Raw genomic sequence first — 19,198 nt, 5'->3', positions numbered from 1 at the left:
TTTCTGAGAGGGCGCTGTAAAACCGTCGAGAAATCACCCGGCATGTAGCCGCAGCAGTACGACAAGGATGAAACCCGATGATTCGCAGACCCCCCTCCAATGGCACCGTTAGAGTCGATGCCCATGCGCCAGGTTCGCGCCCTGTAAGTCCGGTACCACGACCCGACTCACCGCCCCGTATCACGGTCGATGTTTTTCCGGGATCGAGCCGGCCACCGACGCCGGGGACGAGCCACACTCCCGGGGGCATTGATGTGAATGTGCCCACAGTTGAATCATCGGTGACGATCGGCGATTTGAACCTCGGCAGCGGGCAACCGGCAGCGGCATCCGTGTCGCGTCCTATGAGCGATTACAAGATTCCCAAGGTTGCGAAGTTACCGACAGCTGATGCCGACGGTTTACGAACGCTCAATGGCCGACAGTACGTCGACGTCGAAAATCTCGGAATTGTTCATGTCGTCATGGACCCGGCTCTGGGGCAATACCGTGCCAAGTTGTTGAGGGAAACAGTCGCCTCCGGCCCGATTCTCTTACAGGATCCGGACAGCAGGCTTTGGTATCCGTATGTGGGGGAGGCGACGCAACTGAAAGAAATCGGCGTTCGTTACAAGGATGTTGTCGACATGGCATTTGATTCGAACACTGCGGATTTTGAACGGTTCGATTTTTTGCGCGGTTTGCAATGGCTTGAGGAATACCCGAAAGACAACTTTCTCTGGAATGCCCTGGCGCAGGCCAACCTGGCCGCAGACTGGGACGCCAGCCAACAGACGATAAAGAGCGTGGAAGCGTTGCCGGATCTGCAGAGATTGATGACGCCCGAGCAGTTCGATGCACTGACTGAACGCATGTTCACCGCAGAACGACTGGTGCCGCTGACCGAGTTCGAAAGGAACCTGGGCGCTTATGCGCGCAATCTGCAGCAGACCGGGCGGTTCGACGACTACGATTCATTGCAACTCGCCACCCGAGAGGCACGGGCGATTCCGGAAGAATTACAGGAGCTGCGTGAAACGTTTCGGGGGCACGGCACCGATGCGCCACCGCAGCGGCAAGCGCCAACCGAGGTGACAGCGCAAGTGATGTCCAGCCTGCAACAGGCACAGCGTGCTATCTATCGCGCCAGGGAGCTGCTGCCGATGTCGGGTAATCAGTTGCCCAGCATTTTTGAGAAAGGCGGGGCGGGCATTGCGAAGGTCAAGAACCTTCGAAAATTCAATGCGGTGACCCAGGAATTCACTGCCGATATGAGCATTGCCGAACATGCGCAAAAAGCCATTGAGATTAAAAGTGGCAACTGTTCGGAAAACTCCAAAGTGGTGTTTTCGATTCTTGCCAGTCAACCGAGAACCTCCCCGATTCACATCGTCCAGGCGACAGGGCCTGGAATCGGAGGCTCACAAGTTGACCACCAGTATGTGCTGATCGGTGATCTTCACGGAAAACCCTCCGACCTGGTCGTCGCCGATTCCTGGGTTGAGTTCCCGGCAGCCCACACGGTTGACAACGGTAAGTTCAATTTCAAGTTGCCCCCTCTCGAGACCCTGGAACCAGGCCCTGCTGTCGCAGAGTACAGTTTCATCAACGATACCGCGCCGGGGCCTGCCAGGCTTCCAGCCGTCGTTGAAGACAGTACGATCCGGGAACTTAAGGTCAGCAAAATGCACAAAAACGGCTACGCCGAGTGGATCTCCCTGGGTACGCTGGGCTCCACTTATCATATGCCGGGCGAGGTGCCCGTTTCCTTTGAGAAGGTGCCACTGTCGGTGATCGAGCGGCGAAGCGCTGCATATGAGCGTTTCAAGGCAATCTTCCTGCCGGATGACAACGCTACGCCATGATCCTCGCTGGGAGAAACGCCTGAGGCGTTCTTGAGATCTGGCCCACTGGTGATGTGTAACAGCCTTTGTCTACACTTCACAGCGAGGCCGCATCCATCGGTGCGGCGACCAGGAGAAAACTCCATGAAGATGTTGCGTGCCCCTTTGTTGATGATTGGTCTGCTCCTGTGTTCCCAAGGTTTCGCCGCCACGGCGCAACAGAACAAAATGACGACGTGCAATGCCGATGCAACCGCCAAGAGTCTGAAAGGCGATGAGCGCAAAACGTTCATGAGCACCTGCCTCAAGGCAGCGCCGGCAGCCAACGATGCCAAGGCCCTTACGCCACAGCAGGAAAAGATGAAGACCTGCAATGCCGATGCGAAAACCAAGGCGCTGGCCGGCGATGCGCGCAAGACCTTCATGAGTGAATGCCTGAAGAAAAAATAATCAGTAAGTATTTGTGGTGAACGGGCCGGCCTCTTCGCGAGCAGGCTCGCTCCCACATTGAAAGGCGTACCCCTTGTGGGAGCGAGCCTGCTCGCGAAGGGGCCATTGAGCGCGACAACACTCTCCGCCCCTGCATATCCCTAGTGCTCCCCCCGGATCGCTGGCAGACTGCCCATCCTTTTACGCCGTTCGTTTTGAGGCTGTATGCCAACGTTTTCTGAGCGTCATGTTGTGTTCTGGGTCAGTTGCATCATCATTTTCGGCGGTTTGCTGCTGGTACTGCCGCTGCGCTTACTGCCCAGCCTGCTTGCCGGGTTGCTGGTGTTCGAGCTGGTCAACATGCTCACCCCGCAACTGCAACGGCTGATCGAAGGGCGGCGTGCCCGTTGGCTGGCGGTGGCGTTGTTGGGAACGCTGGTGGTCAGTGTGCTGGCGCTGATCTTCGCCGGGGCGATCAGTTTCCTCTTGCACGAGGCGGAAAACCCCGGGGCTTCACTCGACAAATTCATGGGCGTGGTCGACCGTGCGCGCGGTCAGTTGCCGCCGTTCGTCGATGCCTACCTGCCGGCCAGCGCTGCGGAGTTTCGCGTAGCGATTGGCGAGTGGGCGAGCAAACACCTGGCCGACCTGCAACTGGTGGGCAAGGACGCGGCGCACATGTTCGTGACGCTGCTGATCGGCATGGTGCTCGGCGCGATCATCGCCTTGCAGCGCATACCTGATGTCACCAAGCGCAAACCACTGGCCGCCGCGCTGTTCGACCGTTTGCACCTGCTGGTGCAGGCGTTTCGCAACATTGTCTTCGCGCAGATCAAGATTTCCCTGCTCAACACCTTCTTCACCGGGATCTTTCTTGCGGTGATCCTGCCGATGTTCGGCATTCATCTGCCGCTGACCAAGACCCTGATCGTGCTGACCTTCCTGCTCGGCCTGTTGCCGGTGATCGGCAACCTGATATCGAACACGCTGATCACTATCGTCGGCCTGTCGCTGTCGATCTGGGTGGCGCTGGCGGCGCTGGGTTACCTGATTTTTATCCACAAGCTCGAATACTTCCTCAACGCGCGCATTGTCGGCGGGCAGATCAGTGCCAAGTCGTGGGAGTTGCTGTTGGCGATGCTGGTGTTCGAGGCCGCATTCGGCCTGCCGGGGGTGGTGGCGGGGCCGATTTATTATGCGTATCTGAAGAGTGAGTTGAAGCAGGGCGGGATGGTTTGATTCAGATTTTGTAGTGTTTGAGCGGCCTCTTCGCGAGCAGGCTCGCTCCCACAGTGGATCGCATTTCAACTGAAGGAATGCGCTCAAAGTGTGGGAGCGAGCCTGCTCGCGAAGGGCGCGCCGCCGATTCTGGATCAGGCCATCGAACCGTAGCGCTTCATCGCCTCGATCGCCAAACCGCTGCCAATGCTGCCAAAGATATTCCCTTCAACATGCCGTGCATTCGGCAACATCGCCGAAACGCTGTTGCGCAGCGCCGGTATGCCGCTGGAACCGCCGGTGAAGAACACCGTATCCACCTGCGCCACCGATACATTCGCATCGTTCAACAGCTGCGTGACACTGCCGCGGACCCGCTCCAGCAGCGCATCGATTGCCGACTCAAACAACGCCCGCGTGAGTTCCACACTCAACCCCGGCTCGATCCGGTCCAGCGGCACGTGGCGGCTGTCGGCGTGGGTCAGCTGGATCTTGGTTTCTTCCACTTCCATCGCCAGCCAGTGCCCGGCGCGCTGTTCGATCAGCTTGAACAGGCGATCGATGCCGCCGGTGTCTTCGATGTCGTAGCGCATGCTGCCCAGCGCCAGGCTGGATTTCTGCGAATACACCGAGTTGATCGTGTGCCAGGTTGCCAGGTTCATGTGGTGGCTGGTCGGCATGTAGGCGCCGCTCTTCATGCGACTGCCGTAGCCGAACAGCGGCATCAGGCCTTGCAGGCTCAGTTGTTTGTCGAAGTCGGTACCGCCGATGTGCACGCCGCCGGTGGCGAGGATGTCGTCGTGGCGGTTATCCACACCGCGACGCTCGGGCGACAGGCGCACCAGCGAGAAGTCGGAGGTACCACCGCCGATGTCGACGATCAGTACCAGCTCTTCCTTTTCGATGGTCGACTCGTAGTCGAATGCCGCGGCAATCGGTTCGTACTGGAACGACACGTCCTTGAAGCCGATCTTGCGTGCCACTTCCACCAACGTGTCTTCGGCTTCCTGGTCGGCCAGCGGATCGTCATCGACGAAGAACACCGGACGGCCCAGCACCACTTGCTCGAACTCCCGACCGGCAGCCGTTTCGGCGCGGCTCTTGAGCTGGCCGATGAACAGGCCGAGCAAGTCCTTGAACGGCATCGCCGTGCCGAGCACGCTGGTGTCGTGCTTGATCAGCTTGGACCCGAGCAGGCTTTTCAGCGAGCGCATCAGGCGGCCTTCGTAGCCTTCCAGGTATTCGTGCAGCGCCAGGCGACCGTAGACCGGGCGGCGTTCCTCGATGTTGAAGAAGACCACCGACGGCAGGGTGATCTTGTCGTCTTCCAGCGCGATCATCGTGTCCATGCCGGGGCGCAGCCAGCCGACGGTGGAGTTGGACGTGCCGAAGTCGATGCCGCAGGCACGGGCTGGAGAGGCGTTATTCATGTCTTTCGGGTTCCGGTCAAAAAACGGCCGCGCAGTGTATGTCAGTGCGCGGCAGATTCGAAGGCCGGTCATCAGCTATTTCGCGACTAGACTGGGTTGAAAGTCGCCGCTTCGCCCCAAACTTGCTGGCATGGGCCGGCAGGCATACCGGCGGTCGCAAGAACCGTCGCCCACTGCCGATAAACTTCTGCTGCGCCACCCGGTCACAAACTTGAGATCGGTCAACCCGGCACGCGCGAATCGGCGCATGCTGGCAGCGGCGCGAAATCGATAACGGATGGTGATTCCTTCAATGGACTTCAAAGACTATTACAAGATACTCGGTGTGGAGCCGACGGCAGACGACAAGGCCATCAAGGCGGCCTATCGCAAGCTGGCGCGCAAATACCACCCCGATGTCAGCAAGGAAAAAGACGCCGAGGCCAAGTTCAAGGACGCCTCGGAAGCCTATGAAGCGCTGAAAAGCGCCGACAAACGCGCCGAATACGACGAGCTGCGCCGCTATGGCCAGCACGGTCAGCCGTTCCAGGGGCCACCGGGCTGGCAGAGCCGTGGCGGTTTTGGCGGCGGCGGTGGCGACACCGGCGACTTCTCGGACTTCTTCAGTTCGATCTTCGGCAATCGTGGCCCCGGTTTCGGTGGCGGCGAAGGTCGGCAACAACGCAGTGCAGGGCGCCGAGGGCAAGACGTGGAAATGGAACTGCCGATCTTCCTCGAGGAAACGCTCTCGAACGAATCGAAGAAGGTCACCTTTCAGGTGCCGCAATACAACGCCAACGGCCAGCACGTCAGCAACACCAGCAAGAGCCTGAACGTGAAGATCCCGGCGGGCGTGACCGACGGCGAGCGTATCCGCCTCAAAGGCCAGGGCGCTCCGGGCGTGGGTGGCGGTGCCAATGGCGATCTGTACCTGACGATTCGTTTCGCGCCGCATCCGAAATTCGATGTCGAAGGCGAAAACCTGATCATCACGCTGCCGCTGGCGCCGTGGGAACTGGCGCTGGGTGCTGAAGTGGCCGTGCCGACCCTGACCGGCAAGATCAACCTCAAGGTTCCGGCCGGCAGCCAGAACGGTCAGCGCATGCGCGCCAAGGGCCATGGTCTGAAAAACAAGGCCGGCGAGCGCGGTTATCTGTTCGTACAGCTCAAGGCCGTGATGCCGAAGGCCGCAGACGATGAGGTCAAGGCGTTGTGGCAGGAACTGGCGAAGAAAGCCGCCTTCAATCCGCGAGAGAACTTCTGAACCCGACGACGGAGTAGCCCATCATGAGCAGCCCCCTGATCGTTCAACTGGACATGGCAGAATTCTGTGAGGCGGCCGATTTGTCGGACGTCTACGTGATCGAAATCGTCGAACACGGCATCCTCGAACCTCAGGGCGCGCAGCCCCGGGAATGGCGCTTCACCGATTACGAACTGGCCTTGGCCAAACGCGCCGCCAAGCTGCGGCGCGATCTGGACCTGGAGTGGGAAGGCGTCGCGCTGGCGTTGAATCTGCTGGAAGAAGTGCAGGCACTGCGCGCGGAGAACCGCATGCTGCGCCAGCGATTGGGGCGGTTGGTGGTCGAATAGTTTCGCTTGTCTGATCCAGCCTCTTCGCGAGCAGACTCGCTCCTACAGGGTTCTGCGGCGTTCATAAACTTTGCATTCGACGCGATACGTGTAGGAGCTGCCGCAGGCTGCGATCTTTTGATCTTATCTTTTAAAAGCCAAGTCAAAAGATCGCCTGCGGCAGCTCCTACAGGTTTCTGGGCAGCACCACATTGAACAGCGTGCCGTCAGCCTCGCTCGAGCTGACTTCAATCGTCCCGCCGTGGGCGTTCACCACTTCCTTGACGATAAACAAGCCCAAGCCGAGGCTGGTTGACGGTTGCCCGAGTGTTTCATTGGCGCTGCGTACCAGTGGATCGAAAATTGTGCCGATCGCTTCAACGGGAATCGGCGTGCCGTAGTTATGCACGCTGAGCTGCACGGTGTCGGCGTCCCCGCGCAGGGTAACGATCAACTCACGCAGGTCGCTGCCATGCTGCAAGGCATTGCCGATGAGGTTCTGCAGCAATTGATCGAGCCGACCGGCGTCCCAGGTACCGCGAGTATCGCCTTCGATCTTCAAGGTCGGGTCGCATTCCGGATTGCCCGCGCACGCTTCGGCAATCGCTGCGCGTGCCGCGTCGGCCAGATCCATCGGTGCCGGCTCGATCGGCAGGCTTTTGCCGAGGCGACTGCGCACCAGCTCCAACAAGTCACCCACCATCGCGGCCATGTGCCGCGCGCTCTGCTTGATGTTCACGGCACAGGTCAGTGCATCGCCTTCGAGTTTGCTTTTACGCAGCAGCATTTCGCTGGACAGACTCACCGCCTGCAGAGGCGCGCGCAGGTCGTGGCCGAGGATGGCGAGAAAAATGTCCCGCGAACGATCGACCTGTTCGGCATATGCCGCGGTCGATTCGGCGAGCGCCTCGTCGATGGCTTCATTGAAGCGGATCAGATCCTGAAAGTAGTGCATGTCCGGTGACTGCAGACTCTCGACCCACAGACCGATCACACAGGCGCGCAAGTGACGGAACTCGGAGGTCATTTGCACCAGATCGAAACCCACGGTATGGCGCAGTTCACCATGGCTGGCGGCAGCCTCGTCCAGACTCGGGGTCTTCTCCGGGCCTTCACCCTTGGCCTTGGCCGCTTGCTCGCTGGCACTTTGCGCCTTGCCCATGTCGCTTGCTGCGGCCAGCAGGATCGATTTCGCGTGATCGCGCAGTGTCGTGCGATCCAGAGCCTGGTCGGCGCTGATATCTTTGGCAAAGACTTCCCAGTGATCAACGATGGTATCCACATGCTGCACGATAAATTCAGCTAAACGCATGGATGCATGCCTTGGCGAGGTGATGATAGTCAGCAAGTGTGGTGCATCCCGAGCCCTTTGCACAGACGCAATGCGCCGGGCGGAAAAAGCGCTACACACGGGGGGCGTGAGCAGGTGCGGTATATATATGTTTTTAACTCTTTAATAGTGGAATGGTTATGCTGTTTTTACCGCGTTTATTAACGGCTATTTGATTTTTTGTTTTCAAACCTGATCAGTAACCTGAGGGTCTGTTTATAGAAATCAGGTAGTACGGATATGTCTGTTTCAGTATTGGCTTCGGGCTCAGGCCATGCAGCTGTTGAAAATACCAAAGGCGTGCATCAGGAAAGAATTGAAGCACTTATTCCAGCAGCGATAAAACAAGCACCGGCGCACAGGTTGGCGTCATTGAAACAAAGTGTCGCTGTTGCGGAAAGTTATCTATTGTTGCCGCCGGACGAGCGACAGGAGTTGAAAGCGCTTTTGCTGCAGCATTGGACGTTGCAGGCTGACGTGGATTCGACATTGAAATCCCTCCAGCAAAATATTCAGGCGTTTGCCAGGCCGTTGTTGGAGAAAGGCATCAGAGAAACATTCAGCGTCGATCTGGATGTTGAAACAACCACCCTGAAACTGTATGTACCCGACAAAATCATATTTGGCATCGATCGTGGCGCCACGCGTTCCAGGCACTCCTCATTGCTTGACGCCGCGCTGCATAACTTCGAGGCGGGTGAAACCGAATCCGGGTTCTATCGCAGCGGCTCAGGCGTCTACACCCTTGATGAGACCGGGGCACCGAAGCTGCACGCCATTACCACTGAGCAATTTACGGCGCTCTGCCGTTCGCTGGACATTGGTGCGCAGTACCAGAAACACCTCCAGTCACTCCTCACGCCGGCTTGCGCCGAGCAACGAAAAACGTTACACAAGCAAGCGGTCGCCGTTGAACTGTCGGCAATGAAAGTGGCGGCGAAGACGGCCTTGATGGCCTCGGATATCAGCCTGCAGGGTCTGGAAGCCATCAAGGATCTGGTCAACGGCAAGCAGTCTTTGAAATACCATGGTCAAAATCTTTTATCCCATCGGCTGAGGATAATGGGTTTGAAGTTGTCCGGTGTGGTGCTGTTCAGTGCTGTTGCGCAAAAGCGTGATATCGAAACAACCCTGTTCAATCTGCTTCCGCAAGAAGCCTTGTTTTTATACGAGTGGTCCAAGCGCGTGCCGGGCCTGAATGACAGTGCTTATGAAAAGTACAAACTGCTCAGTGATGTGTTTGCCAATGGCCCCGATGCAGTCACGGAAGAATATACGCGGCGCTCGGACTTTTATGATCAAAGTCGTTTGGTCGGGCCGCTTATTGCCTATGTGCCTGATGATCCCTTACATCCCTTGAAGGAATATCCGTCGCTGACGGCGTTTCTGAGAGAGTTGATCACGCAACTGCGCGAACCGCAGTATCAGCAATTCTTCAGTCGATTTATCGCCCAGAAAGACAAGCCGAAATTTTTCAAGCGGGTCAGCGAACGGCTGTCCGAAATCACCTGGCAACAGCGTGCACCGCTGAACATGGGGCCGTGGTGGCGGGAGACCGCGATCGAAAACCCCCACGTCGAACCCATCACCGTGCCGATCCTGGAGAACCTCTGGGAGTATCTGTATCGCGAAAAGCGCGACAAGGCGATCGCCGATGCACGGCTGATTGCCGTGCCCACGGGAGACGAAGATGCCAAAACCCGTTGGAATCGACTGGTCAGCTATCTGGATATCGGCTGGAACATCTTCAACTTCGCGGTGATGCTGGTGCCCGGAATGGGTGAAGTCGTGCTCGGGGTCATGGTTGCTCAATTGCTGGCGGAACTCGCCGAGGGCGTTGAGGACTGGAGTCAGGGCGACAAGGATCAAGCCTCTGCCCACATCAACAGCGTGATCATCAACTTTGCCCAACTGGCGCTGATGAGTGCGGGCCATGTGTTGCCTTCCGGTGCCGCAGCGATCAAACCCTCAACGTTCATCGATAAACTGCAACCGGTGTCGATGCCCGACGGTTCCACTCGCCTGTGGAATCCCGACCTCACGCCTTACGAGCAGAAGATTGCACTGCCCGAACACGCCCGCCCCGATGCATTGGGTTTGCACCCACACAATGGCAATGACGTGCTGCGTCTTGAAGACAAGCACTATGTGGTCAAGAAAGATCCCCAAACCGCTCAGCATCGCCTCCAGCATCCGACCCGGCCCACGGCCTACGCGCCCGAGGTCGAGCACAACGCTGCCGGTGCCTGGAAAACCGAACTCGACCGCCCCCGCGAATGGGACAAGGCGCGCATTTTGCGTCGCCTCAACCCGTTGGCCAACACCTTCAGCGATACGGCCCTGGAGCAAATACAACGGGTCAGCGGTGTCGACGAAAACCTGCTGCGTCGAATGCATGTCGAGCACGAACTGCCGCCGGTTTTATTGATCGACACCCTTGAACGTTTCAAGGCCTATGGCGACGCCGGCAAGCTCGCTCAACAGATCCTCGCCGGCAGCATTGAGGAGTCATTGGCGGGATATCTGCCCGAACTGATGAGCGAATTGCCGCGCTGGCCCGAGTCCAAAGCCATCAGCCTGACTGACCCGTTACCGCTTGGTAGCGGTGACCCGGTGACCTATGGCAATGCCAGCGCGAAGCCCGCAGACACGCTGACGCTGACCTTGTCCGAACTCAAGGCGGGCGCGCTGGAACGTCGGGTCCTGCAGTTCCTCGATATACCGGACATTGAAGCCTTGCTGGGCAAAGCCATTTCCTCCGACAAGCAAGTGCGCATTGAAGCGCTGCGCGAGCAACTGGCCAGGCAGGCGAATAAACGCACCGCGAAGATTTTCGAGTCGATTTACAAGGGTAAGCAATACGCTGCCGATGCCCGCGTCGGCCTGCTGCAAGGCGAATATGCCGACCTGCCACGGGCAATCGCCGAACAGCTGTTGGCCGATGCCGATGCCGAAGACCTGCGCTTTCTGAAAGAAAACAACCGTATACCCCTGAAGCTACGCGAGCAGATTCGTGCGGCACGCAACACGGTGCGCGTGGCCCGTGCGTATGAAGGTCTTTACCTCGAAAAACTGACCAATGCCGATACCCGCCGACTGGAACTGGGCACGCTGCAGACCCTGCCCGGCTGGTCGCCGAACGTTCGTATCGAGATCCGGGAGTTCTCGTTCTCCGGCCAGTTGCAAGCCAGCGTCGGCGCCGAGGACGCGCCCATTCGCAAAGTCCTGATCCTTGACGAGGAGGGCCGCTATAACACCCGCGACGAACGTGATCAGCATCTGCACGGGGCTGACGATTTCTACAATTCACTGCTGCACGCACTGCCGGACGCGGAGCGCAAAGCCCTCGGGTACGAGATCTTCGAAGGCGCAAAGCTCAAGGCCGCGATACAAGGGGCACCCCTGAGCCACGAGCAACTGGAAACCGTGCTGCTGGAGCATCCAGTGCGCAAGCCTGCCTATGACCCGCAAAACACGCGTTTGCGCGGAGGCATGCAGGGTTATCCGATGCATCCTTCACTGTGGAATGCTTTGAAGCAGCGTGTCAGTGCGCTGTACCCCTCGTTCGGCGAGGCGCAGGCCGAGGCATTGCTTGAGGGGTTGGATCACGGCAATGCCGTTCTACGCATCAAGATGCTCGAGAGAGAGTTCGATCAGTTGAACCGTTCGTTCCGTCTGTGGATGAATTCACCGACCAAAGCGATGCGTTTCAGCCCGGCCGGTGTCGCCGAGTGGACTTCCAGAAACAAGGTCTACAAGGCCATCCGGCAATGCTGGCAGCGGACCGGGCCTCAGGGCAGTGCGGTGCCGGGGATTATCCAGCCACAGGCGTTGGTGCTGGAGGGGTTGGACATGGATCAGCACCTTGACGGCATGCCCTTGCTGACCGCCAATTTTGATCATGTAACGGAGTTGAACCTGCGCGGGGCACAGATGCGCAGCGCTCAACAACACTTGCTCGCCTCTTTTACCGGGTTACGCAGCCTGGATCTGGTCTCGAACCAGTTGAGCTTTCTACCCAAGGTGATCACTGACATGCGTTTCTTGCGCAATCTGCTGCTCACCGATAACGAGCTCGTGTTGACCGAAGAAAGCGTCGCGAGGCTGCGAACCATGACTCGGCTAAGAGCGCTGAAGCTCGATGGCAATCCACTCGGGCGGGTTCCAGACATCAGCCAGATGCGCGACCTGCTGATATTGACGCTGGACAATACCGGGATCGAGCGCTTGCCGGTCGGGCTATTCGCGATCCCGCGCCCGCGCAATATATTCCTCGACCTGCGCTACAACATCATCCGTGAACTGCCGACGGTAGCGCCCGGTTCAATGAGTGCGGAGGTGATAGCCCGGACGGTCATCAGTCGTGAACGTGTCTGGTTGTCCCAGGCAAACCTGGAGCAACTCAAACTGTATATCGAGTCGGTCGGCCTGGATCCGGAGCGTCCCTACCCGCCACGGGGCACCATTGATTCGTCATTGTGGGATGAAGGGCTGACCCAGGACGAATGGAACGCTCGTCAGCAGATCTGGGATGAAGTGGAGGACGAGTTTGGCTCCGAACCATTTTTCAAAGAGCTGCGAAAACTGACCGATTCCGCCGATTTCAAGCTCGATGGCGGTCGGTATAAAGCGGATCTCACGGCCAAGGTCTGGCGCATGCTCTCTGCCATGAGGGAGAACACCGCGTTGCGCGAGAAGATCTTTGCTCAGGCGATGTGGGCCACAGAGTGTGCTGATGCCGGTGCCCAGTTCTTCAACGCGATGGGCGTAGAAGTGCTGGTGCACGAAGCGTATGCCCTGGCCAGCACCGATCTGGTCGAAGCCGAACTGGTGTCGCTCGCTCGAGGCAAATCACGTCTGGATGAACTGGGAAGGATCGCCCGGCGGCGCGTGGCTGAGCGTCTAAAGGCGAAAGAAACGTTCCGTCGGCAGGTGGGAGGCGTGGTCACGGGCACCATCGATGAAGTGGAGGTTCATCTGGCCTACATGACCGATCTGGCGGAGCGCCTGGACCTGCCGTGGCAGTCACGCGGGATGTTGTTCCGCAAAATCGCCGGTGTGACAACGAAGATGATCGAGGACGCCTGCGAGCTGGTGCTGGTCCAGGAGGAGGGTGAGTTGCTCGCGCCTTTGATCATGGAACAGCCGCTCTGGGACAACTTCCTCGAGCATACCTACGCCGAGGAACTCGAGGCGGCGCAAAGCGCAATTCCCATAGAGGACGAGAACGCCCGGTTTAATGCCATACAGGAATGCAAGTTGAGCTTGACCCGACAAGCCATCGACCGCGCAAGGCTGCAACGGGTGGAGCTGCCCCTTACCGTCGGGACGTGAGTGGGCCGGTTGTCAGCAACTTTCAATCATTTGTACATAAGGATATGTACCGTGCAAAACCAGAACACAGACAAAGCCGTTGCGCCGGCAATGGCCGAACCGAGTGAGCACGCGCAATTCATTGCCGAGTCGATCCCCGACTGGTGGGTGAACGCCACTGACCAACGGCGAGACGCGCTGAAAAACGCCGGTGGGTTTTTTCCTGATTGGTATATGGCGGCTTCAGCGCAACAACGCCAGACGCTGAACCAGTGTTTTGCGGCCAGTGTCGCCTCGCAAAATCTGCTTGATCAACGCATGGCCAACCTGCAGCCCATTGATGCCTTCGCTGCGCCGTTACTGAGCAAGGCGCTGAAGGATCGGTTTGCCGTTGAGCTGGACGTGAACAAAACCTTCATTCAACTGAACAAGCCGGTGGAATTGGGTGTATTCAGCGTCGAAGTCAGCCACTTCGAAGCCTTGAAACTGCCATTGCTGCAAGCGGCGCTGCACAACTTCGAAGCCGCAGAATGCACGCCGAATGCCTTTCATCGATCATCCGGATTTCTTTTCGAAGACGTCTCGCCTGGCCAGTACCGCAAGCTGCACACGACATTGAGTGTCGCGCAGTTCACTTCCCTGTGCCGCGATCTCGACATCGGTGGCCAATACCAGGCTTACCTCAAGGGTTTCCTGCTGGACAATCCCGTGGCCGAGGCGGTGCTGCGTCATCGCTTCGTCAACAGTCAGAAAGATGCCCTGCGTGCCGCGGCCGAACTTGCCCTGTTGAAGAAAGACATCGAGCCCAAGGACTACACGATGATCCTGTCGGTGATCGGTGGCGAACTGAACCCGACCGTGGACGGGGTGCCGGTCTGGTTCCGTCGTTTCGGGCTGATGAAAAAGCGAATGACCGGCTGCGTCTTGTTTTCCATCAGTGAAAAATATCGTTATTCCAATGAGCTGATCCTCTACATCCCGCATGATCCGGAGCATCCGTTAAAGCGCTACACCTACGATGAAATGGATGCAGAACTCAAACGCCAGTTCACCGCCCGCGATCCGGCGCTGCCGCGAGACGGCACACCGACGCCGTTCCAGCGCTTCTTCAGCCAGTTCGTTGCCTACAAGGACCGCGCCTACTATTTCAGCCAGTTCACCCGTGCGGCGGCCGATTCGCCTGGCGACCCACTGGCCGGCATTCGCTCGCCGCTGGCGCAGATTGCGGTACCGGTCACCCCGCTCGGGGCCCTGTTCAAGCCCAACGATTTACCCCCCGCGTCGCCTTCCAGGCTGGAGCCCGAAGACAATCCCTACCTGAAAACCACCAGTGGCGGGCCGAACGCGCCTTGGGGGGACAACCCCGACCTGTGGCTGGATCTGTATCAGTTGAGTCGTGACAAGATCATCGATGACGCGCGGCATCACGCGGTGCCGACGGCTGACGTCGATGCCCGGGTGCGCGACGAAAAAATCGCCAGGCTGCTGGAAATCGGCATGCTGGTACTCAACGGCGTATCGATGTTCGTTCCGGTGCTGGGTGAAGTGATGATCGGCGTGATGGCCGGGCAACTGCTGTATGAAACGTTTGAAGGCTCGATCGAATGGAGCGAGGGGGATCGCCGCGCAGCACTGGCTCATCTGACGGACGTTGCCGGGAATCTGGCGCTGATTGCGGTGATGCACGGCGTGGGCAAAGGTGCCGCGCGAATCAAGGCGCTCAAACCGCCGCCCGTTGTCGACAGCCTGGAGCCGGTCACGTTACCCAACGGTGAACAGCGCCTGTGGAAACCGGACCTGCAACCCTACCGGACCGGTATCCGCTTGCCGGCGGGCTCGACACCCAATGAACTGGGCCTGCATCGCCTCGATCATCAGGACATTCTGGCGCTGGACGATGGCCACTATGTCGTCCGGCAGGAGGCCGACAGCGGCCAGTACAGGATTCAGCACCCCAGCCGGCCGGATGCCTATCAACCGCGTCTGCGGCACAACAGTGCCGGTGCCTGGCGTCATGAGGCCGAAGAGCCGCTGACCTGGGCAGGCACAACGCTGATGCGGCGTCTGGGCTATCGGGCTGACGCATTCACTGACATGCAACTGGAGCAGGTGCGCATCAGCAGCGGTCTTGAACATGATCAGTTACGGCACCTGCATGTCGACCAGTTGCCCCCCACGGCGCAACTGTCCGACACCCTCACACGGTTCCGCCTCAGCGATGAGCTGGAAACCTTCGCGCGCCAGATGGGCAGCGACGAGCTTCGGGTTTACGCACAAGCCGATATTGCCCTGCAATTTCGAGTCATGCGCGCCCAGGCCCTGTTGCCCGAGCAAGCCCTGCGGGTGGTGGACAGCCGGGGCACGCTGATCTGGGAGGACACGCTCGCAGCGTCCGAGACGTCGCGCAGGCTGGTTTTTTCCGTGAGTGATCAAGCGGCGAAGCAGGGCAGCATGCTCCCGTCATTACTGGAGATGCTGAAGGTGAACAATGTCGACCTCGCCGAGGTTCCGGGTACGTCCGCGATGACGCTTGCGCAACGCGCGGTCGAGTTGCGCAAGGAGATCGCCGGCAGGGTGCGAAGCCGTAAACAGTCGCTGTTCGAGTTGCTGTACTGCGAACAGGATGCCAGTACCGCCCCGGCGGTATTGCGGGCAAAAGCGGTCTTTCCCAAACTGGCGACCGTTGTGGTCGAGCGCATACTCGCCACTGCGACCGAGGAGGAACTGGCCCTGCTGAAAAAGCCCGGCCCCTTGCCGCGACGCCTTTACCAGCAAGCCGAGCAAGCGCTCCAGGAACAGCGCCTGTCACGCGCCTACGAAGGCCTCTACCTCGACCCGTCATCCGGCCCTGATAGCGAACGCCTGGCCTTGCACAGCCTGCAAGCTTTGCCGGGCTGGCCGCAGGAGATGCATCTGGCGTTACGCGAGTATGGCGTAACGGGACGTCTGCTCGACACCCTTGGCAACCCTGAGAACCCGTTGCGGGCCACGCTGGTGGTGGATGAGCAATCCACCTTCACCGGGGGGGCTGCGCGCAATCTCTATGCTTCGGTCCTGCAGGCGTTGTCGCCGGCTGAGCGGCAGGCTCTCGGGTTCAATCTGGAGGATGCCGACAAGCTGAGCCGGGCGGTGCAGCAAAACCCGTTGCCGCGCGACCTGTTTCGAAAAACGCTGCAGGCTCATCGAGTGTTCAAGCCAACGGTCGAGCCGGGGGTCAAGCTGTTGGGCGGTGGCCCGCTACCGACCGGGCCGCACTTGCTTAACTTTTTGCGCAGCCCCCGAGCGCGGGTGCTCAAACTGTACCCCGACTTCAACGAGGCGCAGGTCGAGACCTTCTTGCAGTCGTTGGGGGAGAATGTTCGTGGCGGCCTGGAGCGTTACGAAGTCGAGTACAGGACACTCAAAAGTGAGCTGGATACGTGGGTTCAAACACAGCGCTCGGCAACCGACCGTGCATCGCTGGATGGCACGCTCGCGAGGCTGCGTTATGACGAAACCGCCAGTCTGCTCAAACGGTGTTGGCGGCGGCAGAGCAGCGCGTTCTTGCGCATCAGTGCGCAGATAAAACTGCCGACACTGAGCGCAGACTTCAGGCATGTCGAAACCCTTGAGTTGTCGGCGGTCGACAACGTCGATGGGTTCCTCAGAAGTTTTACCGGGGTGAAGAAACTGACGTTGTATCAAACCCAAGGTCTGCGTCCTCTACCTGAGGCCCTCGGTGAAATGAAAGGGCTTACCCACTTCAGTTTTCACCAATCAGACCTGCGTCTGGATCCGCGCAGCGTTGCCCTGCTCGGTGCCATGAGTCAGCTTGAAGAGCTTGACCTGCAGCTCAATCCGTTGGGGATATCTCCGGACTTCAGTGCGATGCCCCAGCTCAAGAAGATCAATCTGTATTCAACGGGCATCCGGCAGTGGCCCAAGGGCACCGCGTCTCTGGCCGGGCTGCAGCACCTCGATTTGCGCGGCAATCAACTGACCGAAGTGCCTCTTGAACACCTTTCCCCCCAGCCGGATCATGCCGAGGTGGTTGCCCGCATCAACCGTGGCACGCTGCTGGACGCCAACCCGTTCCCACGCCAGGTACGGCAACAGCTCATCGATTATCGAAACGCTCTGGCACAGGCCCACCCGTCGTTGCTGGCGGGCTGGCCGGACGACGCGTTCATGCTTGAAGACCCGCTACCGGCGCGGGTCCGGCAGTTGTATCCCGGCTTCAGCGCGCAAGAGACCGCGGCGTTTCTGCTGACCCTGGGCGGCGACAGTGAAGTCGATGCGCAACTGCTGCGCCTGGAAAGTGAGTACCAGACGTTGAACCAGCAGCTGTCGGCCTGGGCGTTTTCGGGCGGTGGTGCTCGGCAACGCTACGTCCGCGCCGGGCAGCGTCAGGACTTCACTGGCCTGGCCAGCCGTTACGAAGCGGCCGACCGCATTCGCAATTGCTGGAGGCGGCAATCGCCCAAGCGCAATGCCGTTGACGGTACCCCGATCGGTCATGAGCTGGACCTGAGCGGGCAGACGCTCGACAGCGTGCCGGATCTTGAAGCCGACTTCAGCCACGTCGGTTCGCTGAAACTGAACAACATGGGGCTGAGTGTTTCCCCAGAAGGATTTCTGGCGCGTTTCAGAGGGGTGCGCTGGCTGGACATGTCGAGCAATCAGCTGACCGAGATACCGCCTGCCTTGGCCCAAATGCATGGCCTGACCCGCTTGTTTCTACAACAGAACCGCATTCAGTTGAGCGTTGAAACGGCCAGCTTGCTGGCGGAACGCACAACCCTCAGGGCCTTGAACCTGTCGGATAACCCGCTGGGCCGGTTGCCGGATTTCAGCCGGATCACCGACATGCGCTCGGTTTTCCTCAACTCGGCAGGGGTCGATACCTGGCCGGTCGGGCTGGACGAACAACCGCTGCTCGACAGCATCCATTTGCGCAACAACCAGATCAGCAGCCTTCCACAGGCACTGGTCGCGCCCACCGCGGAGCGCCTGGACCACGTGGCGCGGTTGAACAACATGACCACCCTGACCGGTAACCCGTTATCGGAAGTCGCTCAGCAACAGGTTCAAGCCTATTGGGATCGGCTTGAGCGCGAGCGGCCGGATCTTTGGCAGCGCAGGGTGCCGGGGGCTTTCGTCTATCAGGCTCCAGGGCGGGTAGTCGGGCCTGAGCCCTTGACCGGTCTGCAGCGCTGGAGCACAAACCTGCCGGCGGATCAGTTGGCCGGCAGACAGCGTCAATGGCAGATGTTGACCGGTCAGCCTGACGCTGACGGCTTCCTTCGAGTGCTCAATGACCTTCAGGTGGGAGGGGCGGCTTACCCTGACCTGCAGCAGCGCGTGTGGACAGTGATCGACAGCATCACCGAACCAACCCCGGCCTCGCAGGCACTGCGCAAGGAAATGTTCGAGTGGGCGGGGCGCCCGGCCTGTATTGATCGTGCAGCGTTGTCGTTCAGCAATATGGAGGTCATGACCCTGGTGTATCGGGCCAGAGCACTGGCGGTGCAAGGGGAAAACGCGCCGGCTTTGCTGAAGTTGTCCAAGGGGTTGTTTCGACTGGAAGAGGTCGAAAAGATCGCGCTGGCGGACATCGACCAACGTACGACGGCGATCAACGACACGCCGGGCTTGTCGTCCGAACAAAAGGCAGAACGAATTGCCCTGCTCGAAGAGGTCGAAATCAGGCTCGCCTACCGCTTCGGCCTCAAGGAGCGGCTCGGCCTGCCGGGACAGCCGCAGCAAGTGCGGTTTACCGGGCTGGCTCGGGTTACGCCGGCGATGCTTGATCAAGCGTACAACCGGGTGGTGGCGCTGGATAACTCGGCTGAAGAACTTCAGTCGTTGCTGGCGAAAGATTTCTGGAAGGATTATGTGGTGAACACCGATGCCAACCGACCGCAATTCGAACGCCAGCGCGAACCCTATCAGGAGCAGATGAGCGTCCTGCGTGAAAGCTATCAAGCGGGGGCCATGTCAAAAGCGGATTTCGAGACACAGACCCAGGACCTGGATGTGCAGTTGCAGATCGAGGAGGCTGTGCTGATTGAGACGTTGACCCGTGAGGAACTGCTCAGGCATCCGTTCTAAGCTCGCTGTAAAAC

Annotated in this window: 9 protein-coding genes; 7 read left to right on the top strand and 2 right to left on the bottom strand. The window is 59.2% G+C overall.

Annotated elements, in window-relative coordinates:
• The first annotated feature begins 254 nt into the window (after positions 1 to 254).
• The 3 genes from CKW18_RS07705 (at position 255) to CKW18_RS07695 (ending at position 3,491) form a co-directional block, all read left to right on the top strand.
• Positions 255 to 1,844 carry a hypothetical protein gene (locus tag CKW18_RS07705; RefSeq protein ID WP_141233087.1) on the top strand — a complete coding sequence of 530 codons (1,590 nt, stop codon included), beginning with the start codon at positions 255 to 257 and terminating at the stop codon, positions 1,842 to 1,844.
• A 123-nt stretch (positions 1,845 to 1,967) separates the two neighbouring features.
• Entirely contained in the window at positions 1,968 to 2,273 is a 306-nt protein-coding gene (locus tag CKW18_RS07700; RefSeq protein ID WP_095188291.1) for a PsiF family protein, read from the top strand.
• A gap of 204 nt (positions 2,274 to 2,477) precedes the next feature.
• Positions 2,478 to 3,491 (top strand): AI-2E family transporter, encoded by a 1,014-nt coding sequence (locus tag CKW18_RS07695; RefSeq protein ID WP_095188290.1) that lies wholly within the window; start codon positions 2,478 to 2,480, stop codon positions 3,489 to 3,491.
• 134 nt (positions 3,492 to 3,625) lie between these two features.
• Here CKW18_RS07695 and CKW18_RS07690 read toward each other — a convergent pair whose 3' ends face one another.
• Positions 3,626 to 4,900: an Hsp70 family protein gene (locus tag CKW18_RS07690; RefSeq protein WP_095188289.1), complete on the bottom strand. Its 1,275-nt coding sequence runs from the start codon at positions 4,898 to 4,900 to the stop codon at positions 3,626 to 3,628.
• A gap of 292 nt (positions 4,901 to 5,192) precedes the next feature.
• On the opposite strand from CKW18_RS07690, the gene CKW18_RS07685 reads away from it, so the two are divergent.
• Together CKW18_RS07685 and CKW18_RS07680 are read left to right on the top strand one after the other, a co-directional pair.
• Positions 5,193 to 6,143: a DnaJ C-terminal domain-containing protein gene (locus tag CKW18_RS07685; protein WP_095126127.1), complete on the top strand. Its 951-nt coding sequence runs from the start codon at positions 5,193 to 5,195 to the stop codon at positions 6,141 to 6,143.
• A 23-nt stretch (positions 6,144 to 6,166) separates the two neighbouring features.
• The gene (locus tag CKW18_RS07680; protein ID WP_095188288.1) at positions 6,167 to 6,472 is read left to right on the top strand and encodes a chaperone modulator CbpM; all 306 of its coding nucleotides are present in this window, start codon (positions 6,167 to 6,169) and stop codon (positions 6,470 to 6,472) included.
• Positions 6,473 to 6,638: 166 nt separating this feature from the next.
• On the opposite strand, the gene CKW18_RS07675 is transcribed toward CKW18_RS07680, so the two are convergent.
• Positions 6,639 to 7,763 carry a sensor histidine kinase KdpD gene (locus tag CKW18_RS07675; RefSeq protein ID WP_095188287.1) on the bottom strand — a complete coding sequence of 375 codons (1,125 nt, stop codon included), beginning with the start codon at positions 7,761 to 7,763 and terminating at the stop codon, positions 6,639 to 6,641.
• Positions 7,764 to 8,153: 390 nt separating this feature from the next.
• Here CKW18_RS07675 and CKW18_RS07670 point away from each other — a divergent pair, with 390 nt between their 5' ends.
• Positions 8,154 to 13,115, top strand: coding sequence for an NEL-type E3 ubiquitin ligase domain-containing protein (locus CKW18_RS07670; RefSeq protein WP_256586908.1), 4,962 nt, complete (start codon positions 8,154 to 8,156; stop codon positions 13,113 to 13,115).
• Between the two features lie 51 nt (positions 13,116 to 13,166).
• Entirely contained in the window at positions 13,167 to 19,184 is a 6,018-nt protein-coding gene (locus CKW18_RS07665) for an NEL-type E3 ubiquitin ligase domain-containing protein (protein WP_095188285.1), read from the top strand.
• The last annotated feature ends 14 nt before the right edge of the window (positions 19,185 to 19,198 follow it).

It is taken from the genome of Pseudomonas sp. Irchel 3E19 (genome assembly GCF_900187585.1).
GTDB lineage: Bacteria > Pseudomonadota > Gammaproteobacteria > Pseudomonadales > Pseudomonadaceae > Aquipseudomonas > Aquipseudomonas baetica.
The sequence above is the reverse complement of the archived record's forward strand: the minus strand, read 5'-3'. Positions and strand labels throughout refer to the sequence as shown.